Genomic DNA, 20,120 nt, shown 5'->3' with positions numbered 1-20,120 from the left:
ATTATTCCAGCGCCGCCGAAACGGCTTCGACCGCATCACCGCCGTCCACGGTGGTCACGCCGTCGAGCCAGCTCTTCCACGCGTCCGGATTCGCTTTCAGCCATGCCTCGGTCGCGTCATCCGCCTCTTCGCCATCGTCGAGGATCTGGCCCATGATCGAGTTTTCCATCTCGAGCGTGAAATCCATGTTGGCGAACAGCTGGCCAAGGTTCGGGCATTCTTCCGAGAAGCCCTTGCGCGTCACGGTGTGGACGACACCTTCACCACCAAAGAAGTCTTCGCCGCCCGTCAGGTACTCGAGCGAAAAGTTGGCGTTCATCGGGTGCGGCTCCCAGCCGAGGAAGACGACGGGTTTTTCGTCCTCATAGGCGCGGCGCACCTCGGACAGCATCCCCTGCTCCGAGCTTTCGACGATCTTGAAATCCTCGAGCCCGTGTGCGTTCTCTTCGGTCAGGCTCACGAGATAGGCGTTGCCTTCGTTGCCCGGCTCGATTCCGTAAATCTTGTAGTCCAGCTCTTCGCCGAATTCCGCGATATCGTCATAGGACTGAAGCCCGGCCTCATAGGCATAGGTCGGCGTCGCGAGCGTGTACTTGGTGCCTTCGAGGTTCACGTTGATCTGCTCGATCTCACCCGATTCGAGATAGGGCGTGATGGCGCTGGTCTGCGCGGGCATCCAGTTGCCAAGGAACACATCCACGTCGTCGCTGTCGAGCGATGCGAATGTCACCGGTACCGACAGGACCTTAACGTCAACTTCGTATCCAAGCGCTTCCAGCACATGCTTGGCGGCGCTCGTCGTGGTCGTGATATCCGTCCAGCCGACATCGGACATCGACACGCTGTCGCACTGAGCAAAAGCCGGACCCGCGGCCGCGAGTACGGCAAGCGCCGAGATGGTCGTTTTCATTGTCATCGTAATCTCCCTGTTTTTTTATTGATTGACGCGTCAATCAAAGAAGAACACTTTAGCGCCCGCGTTACAAGGGTGTCATATGCCAAAGGTTGGAATGGAGCCTATTCGCCGAGAGGCGTTAGTGAAAGCGACGATTGCTGAGATCGGCGCAATTGGATCGTTGGAGGTGACCGTCAGCCGAATCGCCAAGCGTGCAGGCATGTCGCCTGCCCTCGCGCATCATTATTTCGGCTCCAAGGATCGCATTCTTCTGGCCGCGATGCAGCACATCCTGTCGGTCTACGGCCACTGGGTGCGACGAGAACTGGCGCAGGCGATGACGCCCCGCGCCCGGCTCGATGCCATCATCCGGGCCTCGTTCGAAGCGGGCAACTTCGAGCCCGCCGTCATCGCGGCCTGGCTCAATTTCTATGTCCATGCTCAGGGCGATCCGGGCGGCGCACGACTTTTGCGAATCTATCATGCCCGGCTGCGCGCCAACCTGCTTCACGACCTGCGCCCCCTCGTCGGGGCCCGCGCCGAGGACATCGCCGAGACACTCGCCGCCCTGATCGACGGTGTCTACATCCGCCACGCCCTGGGCACGCCGCCCGACGGTGTTTCCGCCACCGCCCGCGTCACTGACGTGCTCGACCGATTGTTGGAGGCTACATGACCAAACCGAACATCCTGATCCTGATGGTGGACCAGTTGAACGGGACGCTGTTTCCCGATGGTCCGGCCGACTGGCTGCACGCCCCGAACCTGAAACGGCTCGCGGCGAAATCCGTCCGGTTCCAGAACGCCTATACCGGCTCGCCGCTCTGCGCGCCGGGGCGCGCCGCGTTCATGTCGGGGCAGCTTCCCAGCCGGAACGGCGTCTATGACAACGCCGCCGAATTCCGGTCGGACATTCCCACCTATGCACACCACCTGCGCCGCGCGGGCTACTACACCGCCCTGTCCGGCAAGATGCATTTCGTCGGCCCCGACCAGTTGCATGGGTTCGAGGAGCGTCTGACGACCGACATCTACCCGGCCGACTTCGGCTGGACGCCGGATTATCGCAAGCCCGGTGAGCGGATCGACTGGTGGTATCACAACATGGGGTCGGTGACCGGTTCGGGCGTCGCCGAAATTTCCAACCAGATGGAATACGACGACGAGGTCGCGCATTTCGCCAAGATGAAGGTCTATGACCTCGCACGCGGCAAGGACGAGCGGCCGTGGTGCCTGACCGCCAGCTTCACGCATCCGCACGACCCCTATGTGGCGCGCAAGAAGTACTGGGACCTCTACGAGGATTGCGAGCATCTGCTGCCCGAGGTGCCCGCCTTGGACTATTCCGATCACGATCCCCATTCGCAGCGCATTTTCGACGCGAACGACTGGCGCAATTACGACATCTCGAACGAGGATATCCGGCGGTCCCGCCGCGCTTATTTCGCCAATATCTCCTACCTCGACGACAAGATCGGGGAAATTCTCGAAGCGCTGGAGACCACGCGGCAGGAGGCGATCATTCTGTTCGTCTCGGACCACGGCGACATGCTCGGCGAGCGTGGATTGTGGTTCAAGATGAGCTTTTACGAGGGCTCGGCGCGTGTCCCGCTCATGATCTCGGCGCCGGGGCTGGAACCCCGGCTGGAAACCACGCCGGTCTCGACACTCGACGTGACGCCGACGCTGGGCGACCTGGCGCAGGTGCCGATGGCCGACATCGCGCCCTGGACCGATGGTGAAAGCCTCGTGCCACTGTGCGACGGCATCCCGCGCGAAACGCCGGTGCTGGCGGAATATGCTGCCGAGGCCTCTTACGCCCCGCTCGTCTGCCTGCGCTCCGGCCCCTACAAATATGTGCATTGCGAGTTGGACCCGCCGCAGCTTTTTGACCTCGCCTCGGACCCGCATGAACGGGTGAACCTCGCGAACGACCCGGCCCATGAGACTGCGGCACGCATGTTCGCGGAAGACGTCGCGCGCCGCTGGGACATGGCGCGCTTCGATGCCGACGTGCGCGCCTCGCAGGCGCGGCGCTGGGTCGTCTATGAGGCGCTGCGCAACGGCTCCTACTACCCTTGGGATTACCAGCCGCTTCAGAAAGCGTCCGAACGCTACATGCGCAATCACATGGACCTGAACGATGTCGAGGAAAGCCAGCGCTTTCCGCGAGGAGAATGACGATGATCGACCCGAAACCGACCGCCAGCCATTTCATCGACGGCGCCTATGCCGAGGACGACAATGGCGCGCCGATCCCGGTGATCTATGCCGCGACGGGCGAAGAGATCGCCCGCATCCATGCCGCCACCCCCGCCCTCGTCGACCGCGCGATCGCCGCCGCGAAGCGCGCGCTGCCCGCATGGGCCGCGATGACCGGGACCGAGCGGGGGCGTATTCTGCGCCGCGCCGCCGACATCATGCGCGAGCGCAACCGGGAGCTGTCGGAACTTGAGACATTCGATACCGGCAAGCCCTTGCAGGAAACGCTGGTGGCCGACGCGACCTCGGGCGCGGATGCGCTGGAGTATTTCGGCGGAATCGCGGCGACGCTGACCGGCGAACACATCCAGCTCGCAGATGGCGATTTCGTCTACACCCGGCGCGAGGCGCTGGGGGTCTGCGTGGGCATCGGCGCGTGGAATTATCCGACCCAGATCGCCTGCTGGAAGGCTGCGCCAGCGCTCGCCTGCGGCAACGCGATGGTGTTCAAACCCTCCGAGACGACGCCGCTCTGCGCGCTCAAGGTGGCCGAAATCCTGAAAGAGGCGGGTCTGCCCGACGGCGTTTTCAATGTCGTGAACGGCGCGGGAGACGTGGGCGGTGCGCTGGTCGCGGACGACCGGGTCGCCAAGGTCTCGATCACCGGATCGGTGCCTACCGGCAAGAAGGTCTACCAAGCCGCCGCTGCGGGCATGAAGCACGTCACGATGGAACTGGGCGGAAAATCCCCGATGATCGTGTTCGAGGATGCGGATGTCGAGAACGCCATTTCGGGCGCGATTCTGGGCAACTTCTATTCCTCCGGTCAGATCTGCTCCAACGGAACCCGCGTCTTCGTGCATCGCGACATCAAGGACGCCTTCCTGACCCGTCTGGCCGAGCGCATGGGCACCGCCGTCATGGGCGACCCGATGGACGAGGCCACGAACTTCGGCCCGATGGTGAGCGATGGCCAGATGACCATCGCGCAGAACTACATCGCCAAGGGCCTTGAAGAAGGTGCGCGACTGGTCGCGGGCGGCAGGCGTGTGGAGCGTGACGGCTGGTATCTGGAACCCACCGTCTTTGCGGATGTCACCGACGACATGACCATCGCGCGTGAGGAGATTTTCGGCCCCGTCATGTGTGTGCTCGACTTCACAGACGAGGCCGAGGTCATGACCCGCGCGAACGCCACGGAATACGGGCTGGCCGCAGGGGTGTTCACCCGCGATCTCGCCCGCGCGCACCGCGTGGCCGCCGCGTTCGAGGCGGGCACCTGTTACATCAACACCTATAACGACGCGCCGGTCGAGGCGCCCTTCGGGGGCGTCAAATCCTCGGGCGTCGGGCGCGAGAACTCCAAGGAAGCCATCAACCACTATTCCGAGATGAAGTCGGTTTATGTGCGGATGGGCGACGTGGAAGCGCCGTTCTAGGCATCGAAAGGCCTGAAAGATGCAAGCGGACTATGTGATCGTCGGGGCCGGTTCCGCCGGCTGTGCCATGGCCTATCGGCTGGGCGAGGCCGGGCATTCGGTCATCGTGATCGAGCACGGCGGGTCGGACGCCGGGCCGTTCATCCAGATGCCGGGTGCGTTGTCCTACCCCATGAACATGTCGCGCTACGACTGGGGCTTTCGCTCGCAGCCCGAGCCGAACCTGAACAACCGCGATATGGCCGTTCCGCGCGGCAAGGTCATCGGCGGCTCGTCCTCGGTCAACGGAATGGTCTATGTGCGCGGCCACGCCAAGGATTACGACCATTGGGCCGAGTCGGGGGCAACGGGGTGGGGCTACGCCGACGTGCTCCCCTATTTCCGGCGGATGGAGACGTGGCACGGCAAGGGTGACAGCGACTGGCGCGGCACGGATGGGCCACTTCATGTCCAGCAGGCCCGCCAGTGGAACCCGCTCTTCCACGCCTTCGTCGAGGCCGGACGTGAGGCCGGCTATCCTGTCACCGAAGACTACAACGGTCATCAGCAAGAAGGCTTTGGCGCTTTCGACATGACGGTCTGGAACGGTCAGCGCTGGTCGGCCGCAAACGCATACCTCAAGCCCGCGATGGCCAAGTGGGACGTGAAGATCGTGCGCGGCCTCGCCAAGCGTGTGGTGTTCGAAGATCATCGCGCCGTCGGGGTCGAAGTCACGCGGCGCGTGGACGAGACCATTCGCGCCAACCGCGAGGTGATCCTTGCCGCGTCGTCGATCAACACGCCAAAGCTCCTCATGCTGTCGGGGATCGGTCCGGGGGCCGAGTTGCAAAAGCACGGGATCGCAGTGCGCGCGGATCGGCCCGGAGTCGGGCAGAACCTCCAGGACCATCTCGAAGTCTATATGCAATACGCATCGAAAAAGCCGATCACGCTCTACCGCTATTGGAACCTGCTCGGCAAAGCCTGGGTCGGGGCGCAATGGCTCTTTACCCGGACCGGGCACGGCGCGTCGAACCAGTTTGAAAGCTGCGCCTTCATCCGGTCTCATGCCGGCGTCGACTACCCCGACATCCAGTTCCACTTCCTGCCCATCGCCGTGCGCTATGACGGAACGGCAAGCGCCGAGGGACACGGTTTTCAGGCGCACGTCGGTCCGATGCGGTCGAAATCGCGCGGCGCCGTGACGCTCGCCTCGACCGACCCCGCAGACGCGCCCAAAATCACGTTCAACTACATGAGCCACGACGAGGACTGGCAGGACTGGCGCCGCGCCGTCCGCCTCACGCGCGAAATCTTCCGCCAGCCGGCGATGGGTGAATTCGTCAAACACGAGATCCAGCCCGGCGGCGGCGACACGGACGCCGAGATCGACGCCTTTGTGCGTGAACATGCCGAAAGCGCCTATCACCCCTGCGGGACGGCCCGGATGGGGGCGAAGGACGACCCCAATGCCGTGGTCGATCCGGAGTGCCGCGTGATCGGGGTCGAGGGGCTGCGCGTCGCCGACAGTTCGATCTTCCCGCGCATCACCAACGGCAACACCAACGCGCCCTCGATCCTCGTGGGCGAAAAGGCGGCCGATCATGTGCTTGGGCGCACGCCCCTTGCGCGCGACAACCGGGGGCCTTGGCTCAACCCGGACTGGCAGACCGCGCAGCGGTGACATAGATCAGGGTCATGGCTGATGATCTGACACTCGACGCCCGTGAGGGCCTCCCCGCCGAGATGCGTGTGCTCGTGGAGGAATACCCACGCGACATGTGGGAGGGACACCCGAACTTCTCGGGCCTGACCGCGTTCTGGTTGCAAATGCACGGCAAGTTCCGGTCGGTGCAGACCGAGCTCTTGCGCCTCTCGCAGGACTACCTCGACGGCAAGGCCGAACCGATGCGCTACGGCGCGATGACCTCGCGCTACACCGGGTTCTTTCTGGAAGGCCTGCACGGTCACCACAACATCGAGGACCACCATTATTTTCCGCAGATGATGCAGTTGGACGGTCGGGCCGAGCGGGCGTTCGATCTGCTCGACGCAGACCATCAGGCCCTGTCCCACCACATGAACGCGCTTGCGGATGCCACGAACGCGGTGCTCAGACCGCTCCAGGACGGCAAGGACGTGCGCGATCCGGCGGGCAAGCTGCACGGCGTCCAAAGTGATTTTCAGCGGTTCCTCGACCGGCATCTGACGGATGAGGAAGACGTGGTTGTGCCGCTGATCCTCGCTCATGGCGAGAATTTCCACTGACTTGATCCGCGTCAAAGTGAGCGCGCGCTCAGGCTCCTAGTCTCGGTCCACACGCTGACAGGAGACACAGATGGCACATACGCCCCACGAACTTCACGAAGAATTCCCCGATCTCGCCGATCGCATGACAGCGCTCAAGACCGAGGACAGCCACTTCGCCCGTCTCTACGAGGAATATCACGAGGTGAACCGCGCGGTGCACCGCGCCGAAACCAACGTCGAGCCGACGGATCAGTTCACCGAGGAAAAGCTGCGCAAGGATCGCGCGAAGCTGAAGGATGAGCTTTACAAGCTTTTGACGGCCGAGGCCTGAGCCTCAACGCTCGCGCTGGCCGAGCCCGATACGTTCGGCCAGCCGCGCGACCAGCGGCTTGCGCCGGGCCATGATACTGTCGTCCATCGCCCAGTGCGGCGGCTCGGTGCGCGAAACGAGTTTCGCCTCCACACGCTGGGTTTCCTGCATCAGGCCCAGATCGGCCGAAATCACTTCGGTCGCAGCTTTGGCGAATTCTTCGAATTCGTCGCGCTCTTGGATGGTCGCATCGGACAATAGGCAGGACTTTCAGGTCAGGGTGCAGTGGCTCACATTCAGTATCGCTAGTCTCACCTACCGTAACTGAGTTTCCGCTACCCGACCAACGCTTTCTTGCATTTCAAAGGGAACTTTATCGCGAGGTCAGGCCGTGCCTTCGTCAGCGACCTCCTCCGGGTCGCGTCCCTCCTCCACAACCTGCTCGAAACGCTCGAAAAAGCTGTCGACCATCTTCTTGGCGAAGCCGTTGACGACCCGGCTGCCCAACTGGGCCAGTTTGCCGCCGACCTTGGCGTCGACCTCGTAGGACAGTTCTGTACCGCCCTCGACGTCCTTTAGCGAGACGTCCGCGCCGCCCTTGGCGAAGCCCGCAACGCCCCCCTTTCCCTCACCGACGATTCGGTAGCTTTCGGGCGCGTTGATGTCCTCGAGCGTGACGGAGCCTTTGAAGGTTGCCTTCACCGGCCCCACCTTCTGCTTCACAACCGCTTGGAACCCTTCGTCCGGGGACCCTTCGAGTTCTTCGCACCCCGGAATGCACGCGCGCAGCGTGTCCGCGTCGTTCAGATGGTTCCAGACCGTCTCACGATCAGCCGCGATCGTCCGGCTTCCAGACATTTCCATGGGGCACCTCCCTGTTCACCGGACCGATCCTAGACGCGGGGTTCGCGGCGGTAAAGCGCCCGCGTCACCGCGCGATATCGTATGGGAGCAGCCCGCGTCGGTCGGGATCGACACGCAGTTTCCGCTCCAGCGGGGGAACCGAACGCTGGTGGCAGTCGTGGCGTTCGCAGATGCGGCAGGAAATGCCGATGGGCTCGAAGGCCGCAGCATTCGTGACGTCCAGATCGTCGGCATAGACGAGCGAGCCCGCATGTTTCACCTCACAGCCCAGCGCAATGGCGTAGCGGCGGATCGGTGCCTTGAAGCTGCCGCCGGTTTTGGACACGTCGCGGGCGAGCGAGATGTAGCGCACACCATCGGGCGTCTGGGCGAGCTGGCGCAGGAATTGCCCCGGCGTCTCGAAGGCGCGGTGGACGTTCCACAGCGGGCAGGCTCCGCCGAAGCGGGCGAACTGAAGCCGCGTGGCTGAGTGGCGCTTGGTAATCGTGCCGGCCTGATCGACCCGGACGAAGAAGAACGGGATACCCTTGGCGCCCGGCCGCTGGAGGGTGGAAAGGCGGTGGGCCACCTGCTCCACCGAGGCCCCGAAGAGGTCCGCGAGCCGTTCGAGGTCGTGGCGCGTCTCCTCGGCGGCGGCGAGAAACCGGGCATAAGGCAGGAGCGCGGCGCCCGCGAAATAATTGGCCAGCCCGATCTTGGCGATGGCGCGCGCCTCGTCGGACTGGAACCGGGCAAGGTCGAGCGTCGCCTCAAGAAGGTCATTCTGGGCGATAAGCGCGACCTGGTGAAGAAGTTGAAAACGCCGCGTTGCCGGGGCGGACAGCGCCGAGAGCGTGATGCGCCCGGCCTCCGCGTCGTAGCCGCGCAACGCACTGGTATCTGACAGCACAACCTCGATCCCGCGGCGGGTGAGATAGGTCTCCGCCGCCGCTTCGGGCGTGGCGTCACGGACGAAATGCTCGGCGGCGCGGTCCACCGCGTCGATGTAGTTGTCGCAGTAATGAAAAAAGTCGCGAACCTCTTCCCACGGGCTTTCCTGAACGGTCCCGCCTTCGCGCCCGAGCGCCTCGTCGAGCGAGGCGAGCCGCTCATGGCCTTGGCGATAGGCGCGATGCACCTCGAGAAAGGCACGCGCGAGCGCAGGGGCATTGGAGGCGACAAGACGCAGATCGGCCACCGGCGGGGCCGTGTCGGCAAACACCGGGTCCGCCAGCGCCTCGCGCATATCCGAGACCAGCCTTTCGGCATCGCCGGTGGACAACTCCGCCACGTCGAAGCCGAATTCCTGCGCCAACGCCAGCACCACGCCGGTCGAGACCGGGCGGTTGTTGTTTTCCATCTGGTTGAGGTAGGGCAGACTCACGCCCAGCTTCTCGGCAAAGGCCTTCTGCGTCAGGCCCAGCCGGGTGCGCGTCTCGCGCAGCTTGACGCCTGCATAGAGTTTCTGTGTCGCCATGCGGCCCTCCCTTTGCAAAAACGATCTGTAGTCTTTGCAAAAGAGTGCGGCAAGCTTCAGGCCAGAGCGGCCAGCCGGTTTTCGCGTCGGATCACGATAAGGATCGACAGGACAGCCATCACAGCAGAGGCGAGCATCAGCCACAGGAGCGGATCGGGGCCGCTCTCGGTCGTGAGACGCGAGCCCACGAAAGCCGAGATCGCGGCACCGCCACCGATCATCAGAGCCCCGCCGAGGCCGGACGCGCTTCCGGCGAGGTTCGGACGCACGGACAGAAGGCCCGCGTTTGCATTCGGAAGGGCCATGCCGTTGCCGAGGCCCACGAAGCCCATCAGGCCGAAGAAAATGTAGGCATTGCTCAGACCCGCGAGGTGAAGCGAGATCGACAGAAGCAAGCCGCCGAGGAAGATACCGGCACCCATCAGAATCATCACATTGATCCCGGTGCGCACCGAATACCGCCCAGCGATGAAATTGCCGAACAGATACCCGACAGCCGGGGCGCCCAGCAGCACGCCGAGGAGCGAGGGCGAGATGTGGAAGATTTCGCTCCCGACGAAAGGCGCACCGCCGAGATAGGCAAAGAAACCGCCGGAACAGAACATGGCGGCAAGGCTGTAGCCCCAGAACCGCGGGGAGCGCAGGAGTTCCGGATAGGCACGCAACTGGTCCATCAAGCTCCCCTCTCCGCGCGGATGGGTTTCGCCCAGGTCGCGCAGGATCAGGACGAGCACCGCGACGCCGAGAAGGATCTGGAGCAGGAACGTGGATTGCCAGCCGAACTGATCGGACAGGAAACCGCCCACGGCGGGCGCGGCCATCGGCACGATCGACATGCCCATCGTGACATAGGCGATCATGGACGCGGAGCGTTCGGGTGGGAGCATATCGCGGATCACGGCGCGGCTGAGGACGAGGCCGGTGACCACGAAGGCCTGCAACATCCGGAAGATCAGGAACATGACGACGTTGGTGGACAACATGCATCCGAGGCTCGCCAGAACGTAGATCGCGAAGCTTACGATCAGGACGGGACGCCGACCGAAGCGGTCGGAAATCGGCCCGAGGATCACCTGAAGCGCCGCATTCACAGCGAGATAGATCGCCACCGACAGCTGCATGATCTGGTAGCTGGTACCAAGATCGTCCGCCATCACCGGCAGGGCGGGCAGGAAAACGCTCATGGAAAGCGCTGCCACGCCGGTAATCATGATAAGCGTCAATACATGCGGCGGCGTCGTGCGATCGAGGAGCCGCGCGGGAGGAAATTCACTCATGCGAGAGGGTTAGTCCCGTGTGATGCCCCTGTCGAGGTTGTTTCGGGAGCGGTGGCGCAGAGTTGTACGGGACTTTTCTGCGCTGCCGCACAGAACATGGCTCAAACGAACAGGTCTCCGTCGGCGAGATCGGCGCGCGTCGTGTCATGCACGACAAGCACGTCGCCACCGCCGAAATCGAACCAGATATCGTCTCCGCGCTGCTCGGAACGTGCCAGAACAGCTTCGAGTGTGCCGTGACCTTCGACGCGGATACGGTCGCGGTCGGTCTCGAAGTCGCGGATGTCGTCATGTCCGCTCGTGAAGATAAAGGTATCGGCCCCGCCGCCGCCGCGCAGGATGTCGTCGCCCGGCCCGCCGTTGATCGTATCCTGCCCGTACCCGCCACGAACCCGGTCGTCACCGGCGCCTGCAAGCAACGTGTCGTTGCCCTGTTTTCCGTTGAGCATGTCGTCGCCCGCGTTTCCCCGGATGGTATTGTCAGCCGGGTTCCCTGCCAGCCGGTCATTGCCGCTGCCGCCCGCCGATGCCTCGATCACCGTGCCGAAGGCGACCGCAACGTCTTCATAATGCGCACCGAAGCGGGAATACTCACCCTCGCGCAAATCCAGTTTGACCCGGTGAGGGCGCGCGCTCGCATCGAAGAGGTCCCATCCGCCCGTGTCCCAGATCGTGTCGGTCGTGGCCGTGCGCGGCCCCGTGTAGGTCGTATTGCCGCCGTTGTGGCTGGCCGCCCCCCAGATTTCCTGAAGCGCCAGCACGTCGAACACCGCCATCGCGTCCGAGCCTGCGCCGGAGCCGGGATGCGGATCATAAGCCATCGTTGTCCACTTGTTCGTGTCGAACCGGTCCGGAAGAAGGTCACTGTCGAAAGAATGGCGCAGACCCAGCGCATGGCCGATCTCGTGCAGGACCACCGCGTGGCGGTCCGACACGATATCGAAATCGCGATCGAAAACGGCGAAGCTGTCGACGGCCTCTATTCGACTGCCGGAGGTTTCGGCCTTCCACCCGCCTTGACCGGCGATACCGTCGTCCAGGGCCGCAAATGCGAAATCCATGTCTGGGTTCGTGGTCGCCGACACTTCCACGAAATCGACATTCAGGAAGGTTTCAATATGGGCAAGGGCGCGGCGGACCGCAAAGACCTCCCCCGATTGCCATGACGCAAAGCCGGAGAACGACGCGGAACCCGAGAACTCGAACGTCGCGGCCCGATCGTTGAAGGCGTAGCTGATCAGGTGCCGTGCCTCCGGCGCGTCGCCATTTATCGCCGCGCTCGAGCGGAACAGCGGGAAATGCAGAGCGGACAGAATCGTGGATCGCGACGGTATCGCCATAGGATTTCTTCCTTCGTTCCAGCGCTCGCGGTCCGCGTGTGAGCGGCCGGGCGATGGCGAAGGTCCTATGAGATGAGAGTCAGCGCCCGCTTAACGCGGGAACAGGAAATCGTTAAAAATTTAAGGTTTACGAAGGGTTTACGCGGTGAGCGCGTCGTCGAGCTGGTCGAGCGTGACGCCCGAAAGCGTGAGGGTGTCACCGCCGAAGTCAATAATGACGCGACCACCGGTCTCGTGCGCCTGGGACAGGATCTGTTCGGCAGTTCCGAAGCCCTCGAACCAGAGCGCGTCGGTCCCGGTCCCGAAGTCCGTAATCCGGTCAGTGCCGTAGCCTGCGCGGAACACGAAGGTATCCGCCCCTGCCCCGCCGGTCAGGATGTCATCGCCTGTCCCGCCGTCGAGTCGGTCCGCCCCGCGCCCGCCGAACAGCCGGTCGTTTCCTGCGCCGCCCAACACGATATCGCGTCCGCCGCCACCGTATACGACATCGTCTCCGTTCTGCCCGTCGACCCGGTCTCGCCCATGCGTCCCGCGCAACTCGTCATCGCCGTTGCCGCCGTGGATCACATCGGCCCCACGCCCGCCACGGATCGTATCGGCCCCGTCGCCGCCCTCGACCTCATCGGCACCGGTGCTCGCCCGGATCTGGTCTGCGCCTGCGTCACCGAAAACCGAATCGTCACCGCCGAGGCTGAACAGCGTGTCGTCCCCACCGCCGCCCTCGATCCGGTTTGCCGCCTGGTTGCCGGTGATCCGGTCGCCGAAATCGCCGCCCAGCGCGTTTTCGATCACTGAGCCGAACGCGATCGTCACGTCGTCATGGGTTCCGAAGCGCGAAAACGCCCCTTCGCGCAAATCGAGCCGCACGGACCAGTCCGCGTCCCGTGCATCGAAGACGTCGGTGCCGCCGGTGTCCCAGATCATGTCGACCTCGACCCCGTCCGGACCCGTGTATCGCGTGTGGCCGGGTTCGCCCGCCACGCTGCCCCAGATATCCTGAAGCGCGAGGACGTCGAAGATCATCATCTCGTCCCCCACCACCCCGGTGTCCGGGTTCGCGTGGTAGGACATGACAGTGTATTTGTTGTTCTCGAACGCCTCGTCCATGTGATCGGCGTCGTGGGAATGTTGCAGTCCCAGCGTGTGCCCCAGTTCATGGAGGATGATCCCGAGCGAGCCGTTCACGAGGTCGTATTCACTGTCGAAAACGGTGAACCCGTCCCACGCGGTAATGTCTTCGTCCCACCACGAAACCTGATAGCCCCCGTTTCCCACGATCTCGCCCGGCAGCGACACCTGGCCCACGTTGAGGTCGGGGTCCGCCTGTCCCGTGACCTCGGCAAACCGGACGTTGAGGAAGCTCTCGATATGGTCGAGCGCCTCCCGGAACCTTTGCCGTTCCGCCAGCGTCCAGGCCGTCCAGCCAAGATAGCTCCCCGTGACGGGCAGGTCGTTCGGCTGGCTCGTGGTCGCGAATTGATAGGTAATTTCGTATCGGGACTGCCCGGTTCGGTTCACCGGATTCAGCCGGTTGAACACCTCATACTGCATCGCACTCAGAATCGAGGTCGTACTCGTCACGGACCGCTCCCATTCGTCAGGTCCCCACCCTTCGAACGGACGTGCCGCCGCAGGCACATGCGGCACATCTTGAAGAAATCGTTAACGGTGGATTGTGTCCCAAATGGGCAAAGGTCTGGGCTGATCGGCGGAATTGTTCAGGCGACGCTCAGGTCGTGAGCGCGTCCTCGACAGCGGTGAGCGTCGTGTCTTCGATAATGAGCCTGTCGCCCGCGCCGAAGTCGAATATGACGTCGGACCCGGCCTCGCGTGCGAAACCCATCACGGCCTCGGCATCACCGAAGCCCGTGACCGCAAGGCTGTCGTTGCCATTGCCGAAATCGGTGATCGTGTCGGTGTCGTAGCCCGGGCGAAAGACGAAGGTGTCGGGGCCGGGCCCTCCCCGCAGGCTGTCGTCACCGGTCCCGCCATCAAGCCGGTCCATCGCGCGCCAGCCACGCAGGTCGTCATCTCCCGCGTCACCGAAAAGCGTATCGCGCCCGCCGCCGCCTTTGACGAGGTCGTCGCCCTCCCCGCCCCGCACCGTGTCACGCCCGCGCGTGCCTTTGACCGTATCGTTGCCTTCCCCGCCGTCGACCACATCCGCGCCGCGACCGCCGCGCAGTGTGTCGTTGCCGGTCTGACCCTCCAGCCGGTCGTCCCCCGTGGTGCCGCGCAACAGGTCGCCACTCGCTCCACCCCTGAGAATGTTGGCGAGCGCGTTGCCGATAAGCGTGTCACCATAAGCGCTGCCATAGGCGCTCTCGATATCGGCGTCGAAGGCGATCGCCATGTCCTCGCGCCCGGCCCACTCGGAAAACGCCCCGCCCCGCAGATCAAGCTCCACCCCCCGGCCCCAACCCCGCGCGTCGAGGCTGTCCGTGCCGCCGGAGTCCCACACGACGTCGATGCCGGCCACACGCGGGCCGAGATAGGCGGTATCGCCCCCGTTGAAATCCGCAGCACCCCAGATGTCCTGAAGCGCCACGAGGTCGTAGACCATCATCCGCGTCGTGTCGGTGATGCCCGGCGTCGGGTCGTCCGTATAGGACATGAGGCTGTAATGGTTGGTATCGAAGGCCGGATCGAGCGGCACGCCCTCGAAGGTATGGTCAAGGCCCAGCGCATGGCCGACTTCATGCAGGATCAATCCCTGCTGGCCCGAGGCAAGGCCGATGGTCCGGTCGAAAACGGCGAAACCGTCGTAGCGGGTGATGCGGACGTTGAGGCTCGAGTACTGCGGCCCGCCCAACCCGGCGATGCCGAATCCTGTCGTCACCTTGCCGAAGTTCAGGTCAGGGTCCGATGCGCCCGACACCTCCACGAAATCGACGTTGAGGAACTGCTCGACCGTGGCAAGCGCGGCCCGCACGGCGGCCTTCTCGGCCCCGCCGAACGCAGTCCAGCCCGTGAAGCTGTACCAAAGGTCGCCCGGCTGTGCCGTCTCGAACTCATAGGTGATCCTGTAGCGCCCGTCGCCGCTCGTGTTGATCGGCGCGAGCGCATAGATCCCCGGAAACTGGAGCGACTGGATGACATCATTTCGCGTGGGCATCGACCCGACCCCGTATTGCCGATTGCGAAGTCCCGTTTAGGACATTTCGCAGGCCGGCCCCAGACTCGCGCGGATCACAAATGGCGCAAGCCGCCGCGCTGGCGAAAATCCGCCCGGGGCGCGCCGAAGAGTTTGCAATTATTCATTTCGCAGATCGACCCGCACAAAACCTTTGCAAATTCGCCGGAAACCGTTTGGGTCTGACGCAGGTTGCGGCTAGTTTGCGCGGAAATCAAGGAGGGCCGTCCGATGAAAGATATCCTGCAACAGCTCGAATCCCGGCGCGAGGTCGCCCGGCTGGGCGGCGGACAGAAGCGGATCGACAGCCAGCACGGCAAAGGCAAGCTGACCGCACGCGAACGGGTGGAGCTTCTGCTCGACGAAGACAGCTTCGAAGAATTCGACACCTTCAAGGCCCACCGCTGCACCGACTTCGGGATGGAAGAGCAGCAGTATCCCGGCGACGGCGTCATCACCGGCTGGGGCACGATCAACGGCCGCCTTGTCTATGTCTTCTCGCAGGATTTCACCGTCTTCGGCGGCTCGCTCTCCGAAACCCATGCCGAGAAGATCTGCAAGATCATGGACATGGCGATGCAGAACGGCGCGCCGGTCATCGGCCTCAACGACTCGGGCGGCGCACGCATCCAGGAAGGTGTGGCCTCGCTCGCGGGCTACGCCGAGGTGTTCCAGCGCAACATCATGGCCTCCGGCGTCGTGCCGCAGATATCGGTCATCATGGGGCCTTGCGCGGGCGGCGCGGTCTACTCCCCCGCCATGACCGACTTCATCTTCATGGTGAAGGACACGTCCTACATGTTCGTCACCGGCCCCGACGTGGTGAAGACCGTAACGAACGAGGTGGTGACGGCCGAAGAACTCGGCGGCGCCTCGACCCATACGAAAAAGTCCTCGGTCGCCGACGGCGCATTCGAAAACGACGTTGAGGCGCTGACCGAAGTGCGCCGTCTCGTCGATTTCCTGCCGCTCAACAACCGCGACAAGGCGCCCGTGCGACCGTTCTTCGACGAGCCCGAGCGGCTCGACCATTCGCTCGACACCCTGATCCCGGACAACCCGAACGCACCTTACGACATGAAGGAACTGATCCTGAAGGTCGCGGACGAGGGCGATTTCTACGAGATCCAAGAAGACTTCGCCAAGAACATGATCACCGGTTTCATCCGGCTCGAAGGGCGCACCGTGGGCGTCGTGGCCAACCAGCCGATGGTGCTGGCGGGCTGCCTCGACATCGACAGCTCGCGCAAGGCCGCGCGTTTCGTGCGCTTCTGCGACGCCTTCGAAATCCCGATCCTGACCTTCGTCGACGTTCCCGGCTTCCTCCCCGGCACCGGGCAGGAATACGGCGGCGTCATCAAGCACGGCGCGAAGCTCCTGTTCGCCTATGGCGAGGCGACGGTGCCGAAGGTCACGGTCATCACCCGCAAGGCCTATGGCGGTGCCTATGACGTCATGGCGTCCAAGCACCTGCGGGGCGACTTCAACTACGCCTGGCCCACCGCCGAGATCGCGGTGATGGGGGCCAAGGGCGCGACCGAGATCCTCTATCGCTCCGAACTGGGCGACCCGGAAAAGATCGCGCACCGCACGCAGGACTACGAAGACCGCTTCGCCAATCCCTTCGTCGCTGCCGAAAAGGGCTTCATCGACGAGGTGGTCATGCCGCACTCGACCCGCAAACGGGTCAGCCGCGCCTTCGCGTCGCTGCGCAACAAGAAGCTCGCGAACCCGTGGAAGAAACACGACAACATCCCCCTGTGAGGGATGTCAGGAGGGAAGCGTGATGCGTCACCGGACGGTTTTGTTCAGCCTGCTGGCCACCAGCCTGGCCGCGCTGGCATTGCCTGCCGTGGGCGCGGAGGAGATCCCGCTTCCCTCCGGCCACAGCGTCAGCTTCAACGACGTGATCTGGGGCCAGCCGGGCCCGTCCGGGCTTACGATCCGGTTTCGCTTTCTCGACCCGGCCCTGGCCGAGCGGGCGGATGAGGATGGGATCATCATCGCCACCGAAGACACCGAATACCTGTGCGAATTCTATGCGCTGGAACGGATCACCGAGAACGGACCGCAGCCGCAGCAGATCGTCATCTCGATCTCGGACCGGCCCGTGGCCTTCGGCGAACCGGACCCCGACGTGACGCAGATCTTCGAAGCCTACGCCTTTCGCGACGGCACCTGTATCTGGGAGATGTTCTGATGGCGCTTCCCTACATGACGAAGCACCGCGGTTTTCCCGGCCGCCTGCCCGGCACGGATTTCCAGTTCACGGTGCGCCGCGCCAACAAGAAGGGTGCGACCGCGATCACCCGGCGCGAGCGGTATGCCGACCGCCGCCCCGCCGACAAGCGCGCGGACATGGGCTTCATGGCCGCGCTGTGGGACTATTTCGGCGAGGAGCCGTTCGAACGCGGCAACCTCGACGCGGGCCGCCTGTCCTGGCTGTTCGGGCGCGAAGTCGTGCCCGCCGAGGACCCGTTCGACCCGGCCAGCTATGAGGCGATGCTCCGGATCGACCGCCGCGTCGCCGAGGCGAGCTTTCCCGACATCTTCGGCGGCGATACGGATTTCGGCTTTGACGGGTTCGATGACGACGGCTGGGACGACGAATGAGCAACTTTTTGCTAGCCATCCGCAGTTTTGCGCAAGGATTGGCGCATTGCCCGCGCGCCGGTTTTTCGCACTGTTCGCGGGGCGCACTCTTTGACAGCGTGACACACATGGCGGGCGCTCTATCCCGGTGTCCCGCCTGGTTTAGTCAAACCGTTACCCTTCCCCTTCTGCCCGGGTTGGCCTCCCCCGGCCAACCCGGGATTTTCTTTGCCGCTCCGCCACTTGGCGTTGAGCGACCACTCCCCCACACCTGCGGCTCCGCCGCCAACCAGACGTAACGAAGAGGGACAGGACATGTTCGAGAAGATCCTGATTGCGAACCGTGGCGAGATCGCGTGCCGCGTCATGAAGACGGCGAAAAAGATGGGGATCAAGACGGTCGCCATCTACTCCGACGCGGACCGCCATGCGCTCCATGTCCAGATGGCCGACGAGGCGATCCACATCGGCCCGCCCCCCGCGAACCAGTCCTACATCGTCATCGACAAGGTGATGGAAGCGGTGAAGGCATCCGGCGCGCAAGCGGTGCATCCGGGCTACGGCTTCCTCTCCGAGAACGCCAAGTTCGCCGAAGCGCTCGAGGCCGCCGGCGTCGCCTTCATTGGACCTCCCAAGGGCGCGATCGAGGCGATGGGGGACAAGATCACCTCCAAGAAGCTCGCGCAGGAAGCCGACGTGTCGACCGTGCCGGGCTACATGGGTCTGATCGAGGATGCCGAGGAAGCCGTGAAGATCTCGAACGAGATCGGCTACCCGGTGATGATCAAGGCCTCTGCCGGTGGCGGCGGCAAAGGGATGCGGATCGCGTGGGACGACCAGGAGGCGCGTGAGGGCTTCCAGTCATCCAAGAACGAAGCCGCCAACAGCTTTGGCGACGACCGTATCTTCATCGAGAAGTTCGTCACCCAGCCGCGTCACATCGAGATTCAGGTGCTCTGCGACGGGCACGGGAACGGCATCTATCTGGGCGAGCGGGAATGTTCGATCCAGCGCCGCAACCAGAAGGTCGTGGAAGAAGCCCCCTCGCCCTTCCTCGATGAGGAGACCCGACGCGCGATGGGCGAACAGGCCGTGGCACTGGCCAAGGCCGTGGATTACGCCAGCGCCGGCACGGTGGAATTCATCGTCGACGGCGACAAGAATTTCTACTTCCTTGAAATGAACACCCGCCTGCAGGTGGAACACCCGGTGACCGAGCTCATCACCGGCGTCGATCTGGTCGAACAGATGATCCGCGTGGCCAATGGCGAGGCTCTGTCGATCACGCAGGACGACGTGACCCTCACCGGCTGGGCCATCGAGAACCGGCTCTACGCCGAGGACCCCTATCGCGGGTTCCTGCCCTCCATCGGTCGACTCACCCGCTACCGCCCGCCCGAGGAAACAGCAGCCGGGCCGCTCGTCACCAACGGCAAATGGCAGGGCGATGCCGCCGAAGGCGAAGTTGCCGTGCGCAACGATACCGGCGTCTTTGAGGGCGGCGAGATCAGCATGTATTACGACCCGATGATCGCGAAGCTCTGCACATGGGCGCCGACGCGGGCGGAGGCGATCGAGGCCATGCGCATCGCGCTCGACAGTTTCGAGGTCGAGGGGATCGGACACAACCTGCCCTTCCTGTCCGCCGTCATGGACCACCCGATCTTCGTGTCGGGCGACATGACCACGGCTTTCATAGCCGAGGAATACCCGGAAGGATTCGAGGGCGTAACGCTTGAGCAGGGACAGCTGGAACGCGTCGCGGCTGCCGCCGCCGCGATGTACCGGGTCACCGAAATCCGGCGCACCCGCATCTCCGGCCGGATGGACAACCACGAACGTGTCATCGGCACCGACTGGGTCGTCACCGTGCAGGGCAAGACGTTCCCGGTCACGATCGCTGCGGACAAAGGCGGCTCCTCGGTCACCTTCGCGGATGGCAAGACCATGCGCGTGGCCTCCGCCTGGAAGCCGGGCGACCAGCTCGCCCATATGGACGTGGACGGCGACCCGCTCGTCCTCAAGGTCGGCAAGATCACCAGCGGTTTCCGCCTGCGCACACGCGGCGCGGACATGCGGGTCAACGTGCGCACACCGCGCGCCGCCGAACTCGCCGCGCTCATGCCGGAAAAGGTCGCGCCCGACACCTCCAAGATGCTGCTCTGCCCAATGCCGGGCCTCGTCGTGAAGGTCGATGTGGAAGAGGGGCAGGAGATCCACGAGGGGCAGCCGCTGTGCACCATCGAGGCGATGAAGATGGAAAACATCCTGCGCGCCGAGAAGAAAGGCGTCGTGACCAAGATCAACGCGGTGGCCGGCGACAGCCTCGCCGTGGACGAGATCATCATGGAGTTCGAATAGAGCGATGATCCGGCGCGGCGAC

The 20,120-nt window shown here is 63.9% G+C and carries 18 protein-coding genes; 10 read left to right on the top strand and 8 right to left on the bottom strand.

The genetic code is table 11. The annotated features are described in order from the left end of the window. Position 1 precedes the first annotated feature (1 nt). Positions 2 to 916: a choline ABC transporter substrate-binding protein gene (choX, locus tag B2585_RS15395; RefSeq protein ID WP_292024827.1), complete on the bottom strand. Its 915-nt coding sequence runs from the start codon at positions 914 to 916 to the stop codon at positions 2 to 4. A 79-nt stretch (positions 917 to 995) separates the two neighbouring features. Between choX and betI the strand changes: the two genes are divergently transcribed. From betI to B2585_RS15365, 6 genes are all read left to right on the top strand, one after another. Continuing rightward, positions 996 to 1,571 (top strand): choline-binding transcriptional repressor BetI, encoded by a 576-nt coding sequence (gene betI, locus B2585_RS15390; RefSeq protein WP_292024826.1) that lies wholly within the window; start codon positions 996 to 998, stop codon positions 1,569 to 1,571. Then, a complete protein-coding gene (gene betC / locus B2585_RS15385; protein ID WP_292024825.1) occupies positions 1,568 to 3,076 on the top strand; it encodes a choline-sulfatase in 1,509 nt (502 codons plus the stop codon). Before betI ends, betC begins: the two co-directional genes overlap by 4 nt. A gap of 2 nt (positions 3,077 to 3,078) precedes the next feature. Then, positions 3,079 to 4,536 (top strand): betaine-aldehyde dehydrogenase, encoded by a 1,458-nt coding sequence (betB, locus tag B2585_RS15380; protein ID WP_292024824.1) that lies wholly within the window; start codon positions 3,079 to 3,081, stop codon positions 4,534 to 4,536. A 19-nt stretch (positions 4,537 to 4,555) separates the two neighbouring features. After that, positions 4,556 to 6,199, top strand: a complete 1,644-nt coding sequence (gene betA / locus B2585_RS15375) for a choline dehydrogenase (protein ID WP_292024823.1) — start codon at positions 4,556 to 4,558, stop codon at positions 6,197 to 6,199. 14 nt (positions 6,200 to 6,213) lie between these two features. Further along, positions 6,214 to 6,783 carry a hemerythrin domain-containing protein gene (locus B2585_RS15370; RefSeq protein ID WP_292024822.1) on the top strand — a complete coding sequence of 190 codons (570 nt, stop codon included), beginning with the start codon at positions 6,214 to 6,216 and terminating at the stop codon, positions 6,781 to 6,783. 70 nt (positions 6,784 to 6,853) lie between these two features. After that, entirely contained in the window at positions 6,854 to 7,096 is a 243-nt protein-coding gene (locus tag B2585_RS15365; protein ID WP_292024821.1) for a YdcH family protein, read from the top strand. Positions 7,097 to 7,099: 3 nt separating this feature from the next. Here the strand turns inward: B2585_RS15365 and B2585_RS15360 are convergent, their stop codons facing one another. The 7 genes from B2585_RS15360 to B2585_RS15330 all read right to left on the bottom strand — a co-directional run bounded on the left by B2585_RS15360 (position 7,100) and on the right by B2585_RS15330 (position 15,127). Beyond that, entirely contained in the window at positions 7,100 to 7,333 is a 234-nt protein-coding gene (locus B2585_RS15360) for a hypothetical protein (RefSeq protein ID WP_292024820.1), read from the bottom strand. A gap of 126 nt (positions 7,334 to 7,459) precedes the next feature. Next, positions 7,460 to 7,939, bottom strand: coding sequence for a CoxG family protein (locus B2585_RS15355; RefSeq protein WP_292024819.1), 480 nt, complete (start codon positions 7,937 to 7,939; stop codon positions 7,460 to 7,462). Positions 7,940 to 8,003: 64 nt separating this feature from the next. Continuing rightward, the gene (locus B2585_RS15350) at positions 8,004 to 9,395 is read right to left on the bottom strand and encodes a helix-turn-helix domain-containing protein (protein ID WP_292024818.1); all 1,392 of its coding nucleotides are present in this window, start codon (positions 9,393 to 9,395) and stop codon (positions 8,004 to 8,006) included. Between the two features lie 56 nt (positions 9,396 to 9,451). After that, complete coding sequence (locus B2585_RS15345; protein WP_292024817.1) at positions 9,452 to 10,672, bottom strand: multidrug effflux MFS transporter; 1,221 nt, start codon at positions 10,670 to 10,672, stop codon at positions 9,452 to 9,454. A gap of 101 nt (positions 10,673 to 10,773) precedes the next feature. Next, positions 10,774 to 12,012, bottom strand: coding sequence for a M10 family metallopeptidase (locus B2585_RS15340; protein ID WP_292024816.1), 1,239 nt, complete (start codon positions 12,010 to 12,012; stop codon positions 10,774 to 10,776). 138 nt (positions 12,013 to 12,150) lie between these two features. Continuing rightward, positions 12,151 to 13,593 (bottom strand): M10 family metallopeptidase, encoded by a 1,443-nt coding sequence (locus tag B2585_RS15335; RefSeq protein ID WP_292024815.1) that lies wholly within the window; start codon positions 13,591 to 13,593, stop codon positions 12,151 to 12,153. A gap of 148 nt (positions 13,594 to 13,741) precedes the next feature. Continuing rightward, positions 13,742 to 15,127: a M10 family metallopeptidase C-terminal domain-containing protein gene (locus B2585_RS15330; RefSeq protein WP_292024814.1), complete on the bottom strand. Its 1,386-nt coding sequence runs from the start codon at positions 15,125 to 15,127 to the stop codon at positions 13,742 to 13,744. A gap of 249 nt (positions 15,128 to 15,376) precedes the next feature. On the opposite strand from B2585_RS15330, the gene B2585_RS15325 reads away from it, so the two are divergent. The 4 genes from B2585_RS15325 to B2585_RS15310 all read left to right on the top strand — a co-directional run bounded on the left by B2585_RS15325 (position 15,377) and on the right by B2585_RS15310 (position 20,098). After that, positions 15,377 to 16,909, top strand: coding sequence for an acyl-CoA carboxylase subunit beta (locus B2585_RS15325; protein ID WP_292024813.1), 1,533 nt, complete (start codon positions 15,377 to 15,379; stop codon positions 16,907 to 16,909). Positions 16,910 to 16,931: 22 nt separating this feature from the next. Further along, complete coding sequence (locus B2585_RS15320; protein WP_292024812.1) at positions 16,932 to 17,345, top strand: DUF6497 family protein; 414 nt, start codon at positions 16,932 to 16,934, stop codon at positions 17,343 to 17,345. Between the two features lie 14 nt (positions 17,346 to 17,359). Next, entirely contained in the window at positions 17,360 to 17,758 is a 399-nt protein-coding gene (locus tag B2585_RS15315; protein WP_292024997.1) for a hypothetical protein, read from the top strand. 294 nt (positions 17,759 to 18,052) lie between these two features. Beyond that, positions 18,053 to 20,098: an acetyl-CoA carboxylase biotin carboxylase subunit gene (locus tag B2585_RS15310; protein ID WP_292024811.1), complete on the top strand. Its 2,046-nt coding sequence runs from the start codon at positions 18,053 to 18,055 to the stop codon at positions 20,096 to 20,098. Positions 20,099 to 20,120: the final 22 nt, after the last annotated feature.

It is taken from the genome of Maritimibacter sp. UBA3975 (assembly GCF_002384975.1).
Lineage (GTDB): Bacteria > Pseudomonadota > Alphaproteobacteria > Rhodobacterales > Rhodobacteraceae > Maritimibacter.
Note: the sequence above shows the minus strand (reverse complement) of the source record. Positions and strands in the feature narration are given on the sequence as shown.

Excerpts from the sequence above, each read along its gene's own strand:
- choX (WP_292024827.1), bottom strand. The coding sequence starts at position 916 with ATGACAATGAAAACGACCATCTCGGCGCTTGCCGTACTCGCGGCCGCG.
- betI (WP_292024826.1), top strand. The coding sequence starts at position 996 with ATGCCAAAGGTTGGAATGGAGCCTATTCGCCGAGAGGCGTTAGTGAAA.
- betC (WP_292024825.1), top strand. The coding sequence starts at position 1,568 with ATGACCAAACCGAACATCCTGATCCTGATGGTGGACCAGTTGAACGGG.
- betB (WP_292024824.1), top strand. The coding sequence starts at position 3,079 with ATGATCGACCCGAAACCGACCGCCAGCCATTTCATCGACGGCGCCTAT.
- betA (WP_292024823.1), top strand. The coding sequence starts at position 4,556 with ATGCAAGCGGACTATGTGATCGTCGGGGCCGGTTCCGCCGGCTGTGCC.
- B2585_RS15370 (WP_292024822.1), top strand. The coding sequence starts at position 6,214 with ATGGCTGATGATCTGACACTCGACGCCCGTGAGGGCCTCCCCGCCGAG.
- B2585_RS15365 (WP_292024821.1), top strand. The coding sequence starts at position 6,854 with ATGGCACATACGCCCCACGAACTTCACGAAGAATTCCCCGATCTCGCC.
- B2585_RS15355 (WP_292024819.1), bottom strand. The coding sequence starts at position 7,939 with ATGGAAATGTCTGGAAGCCGGACGATCGCGGCTGATCGTGAGACGGTC.
- B2585_RS15350 (WP_292024818.1), bottom strand. The coding sequence starts at position 9,395 with ATGGCGACACAGAAACTCTATGCAGGCGTCAAGCTGCGCGAGACGCGC.
- B2585_RS15345 (WP_292024817.1), bottom strand. The coding sequence starts at position 10,672 with ATGAGTGAATTTCCTCCCGCGCGGCTCCTCGATCGCACGACGCCGCCG.
- B2585_RS15340 (WP_292024816.1), bottom strand. The coding sequence starts at position 12,012 with ATGGCGATACCGTCGCGATCCACGATTCTGTCCGCTCTGCATTTCCCG.
- B2585_RS15330 (WP_292024814.1), bottom strand. The coding sequence starts at position 15,127 with ATGCCCACGCGAAATGATGTCATCCAGTCGCTCCAGTTTCCGGGGATC.
- B2585_RS15325 (WP_292024813.1), top strand. The coding sequence starts at position 15,377 with ATGAAAGATATCCTGCAACAGCTCGAATCCCGGCGCGAGGTCGCCCGG.
- B2585_RS15320 (WP_292024812.1), top strand. The coding sequence starts at position 16,932 with ATGCGTCACCGGACGGTTTTGTTCAGCCTGCTGGCCACCAGCCTGGCC.
- B2585_RS15315 (WP_292024997.1), top strand. The coding sequence starts at position 17,360 with ATGACGAAGCACCGCGGTTTTCCCGGCCGCCTGCCCGGCACGGATTTC.
- B2585_RS15310 (WP_292024811.1), top strand. The coding sequence starts at position 18,053 with ATGTTCGAGAAGATCCTGATTGCGAACCGTGGCGAGATCGCGTGCCGC.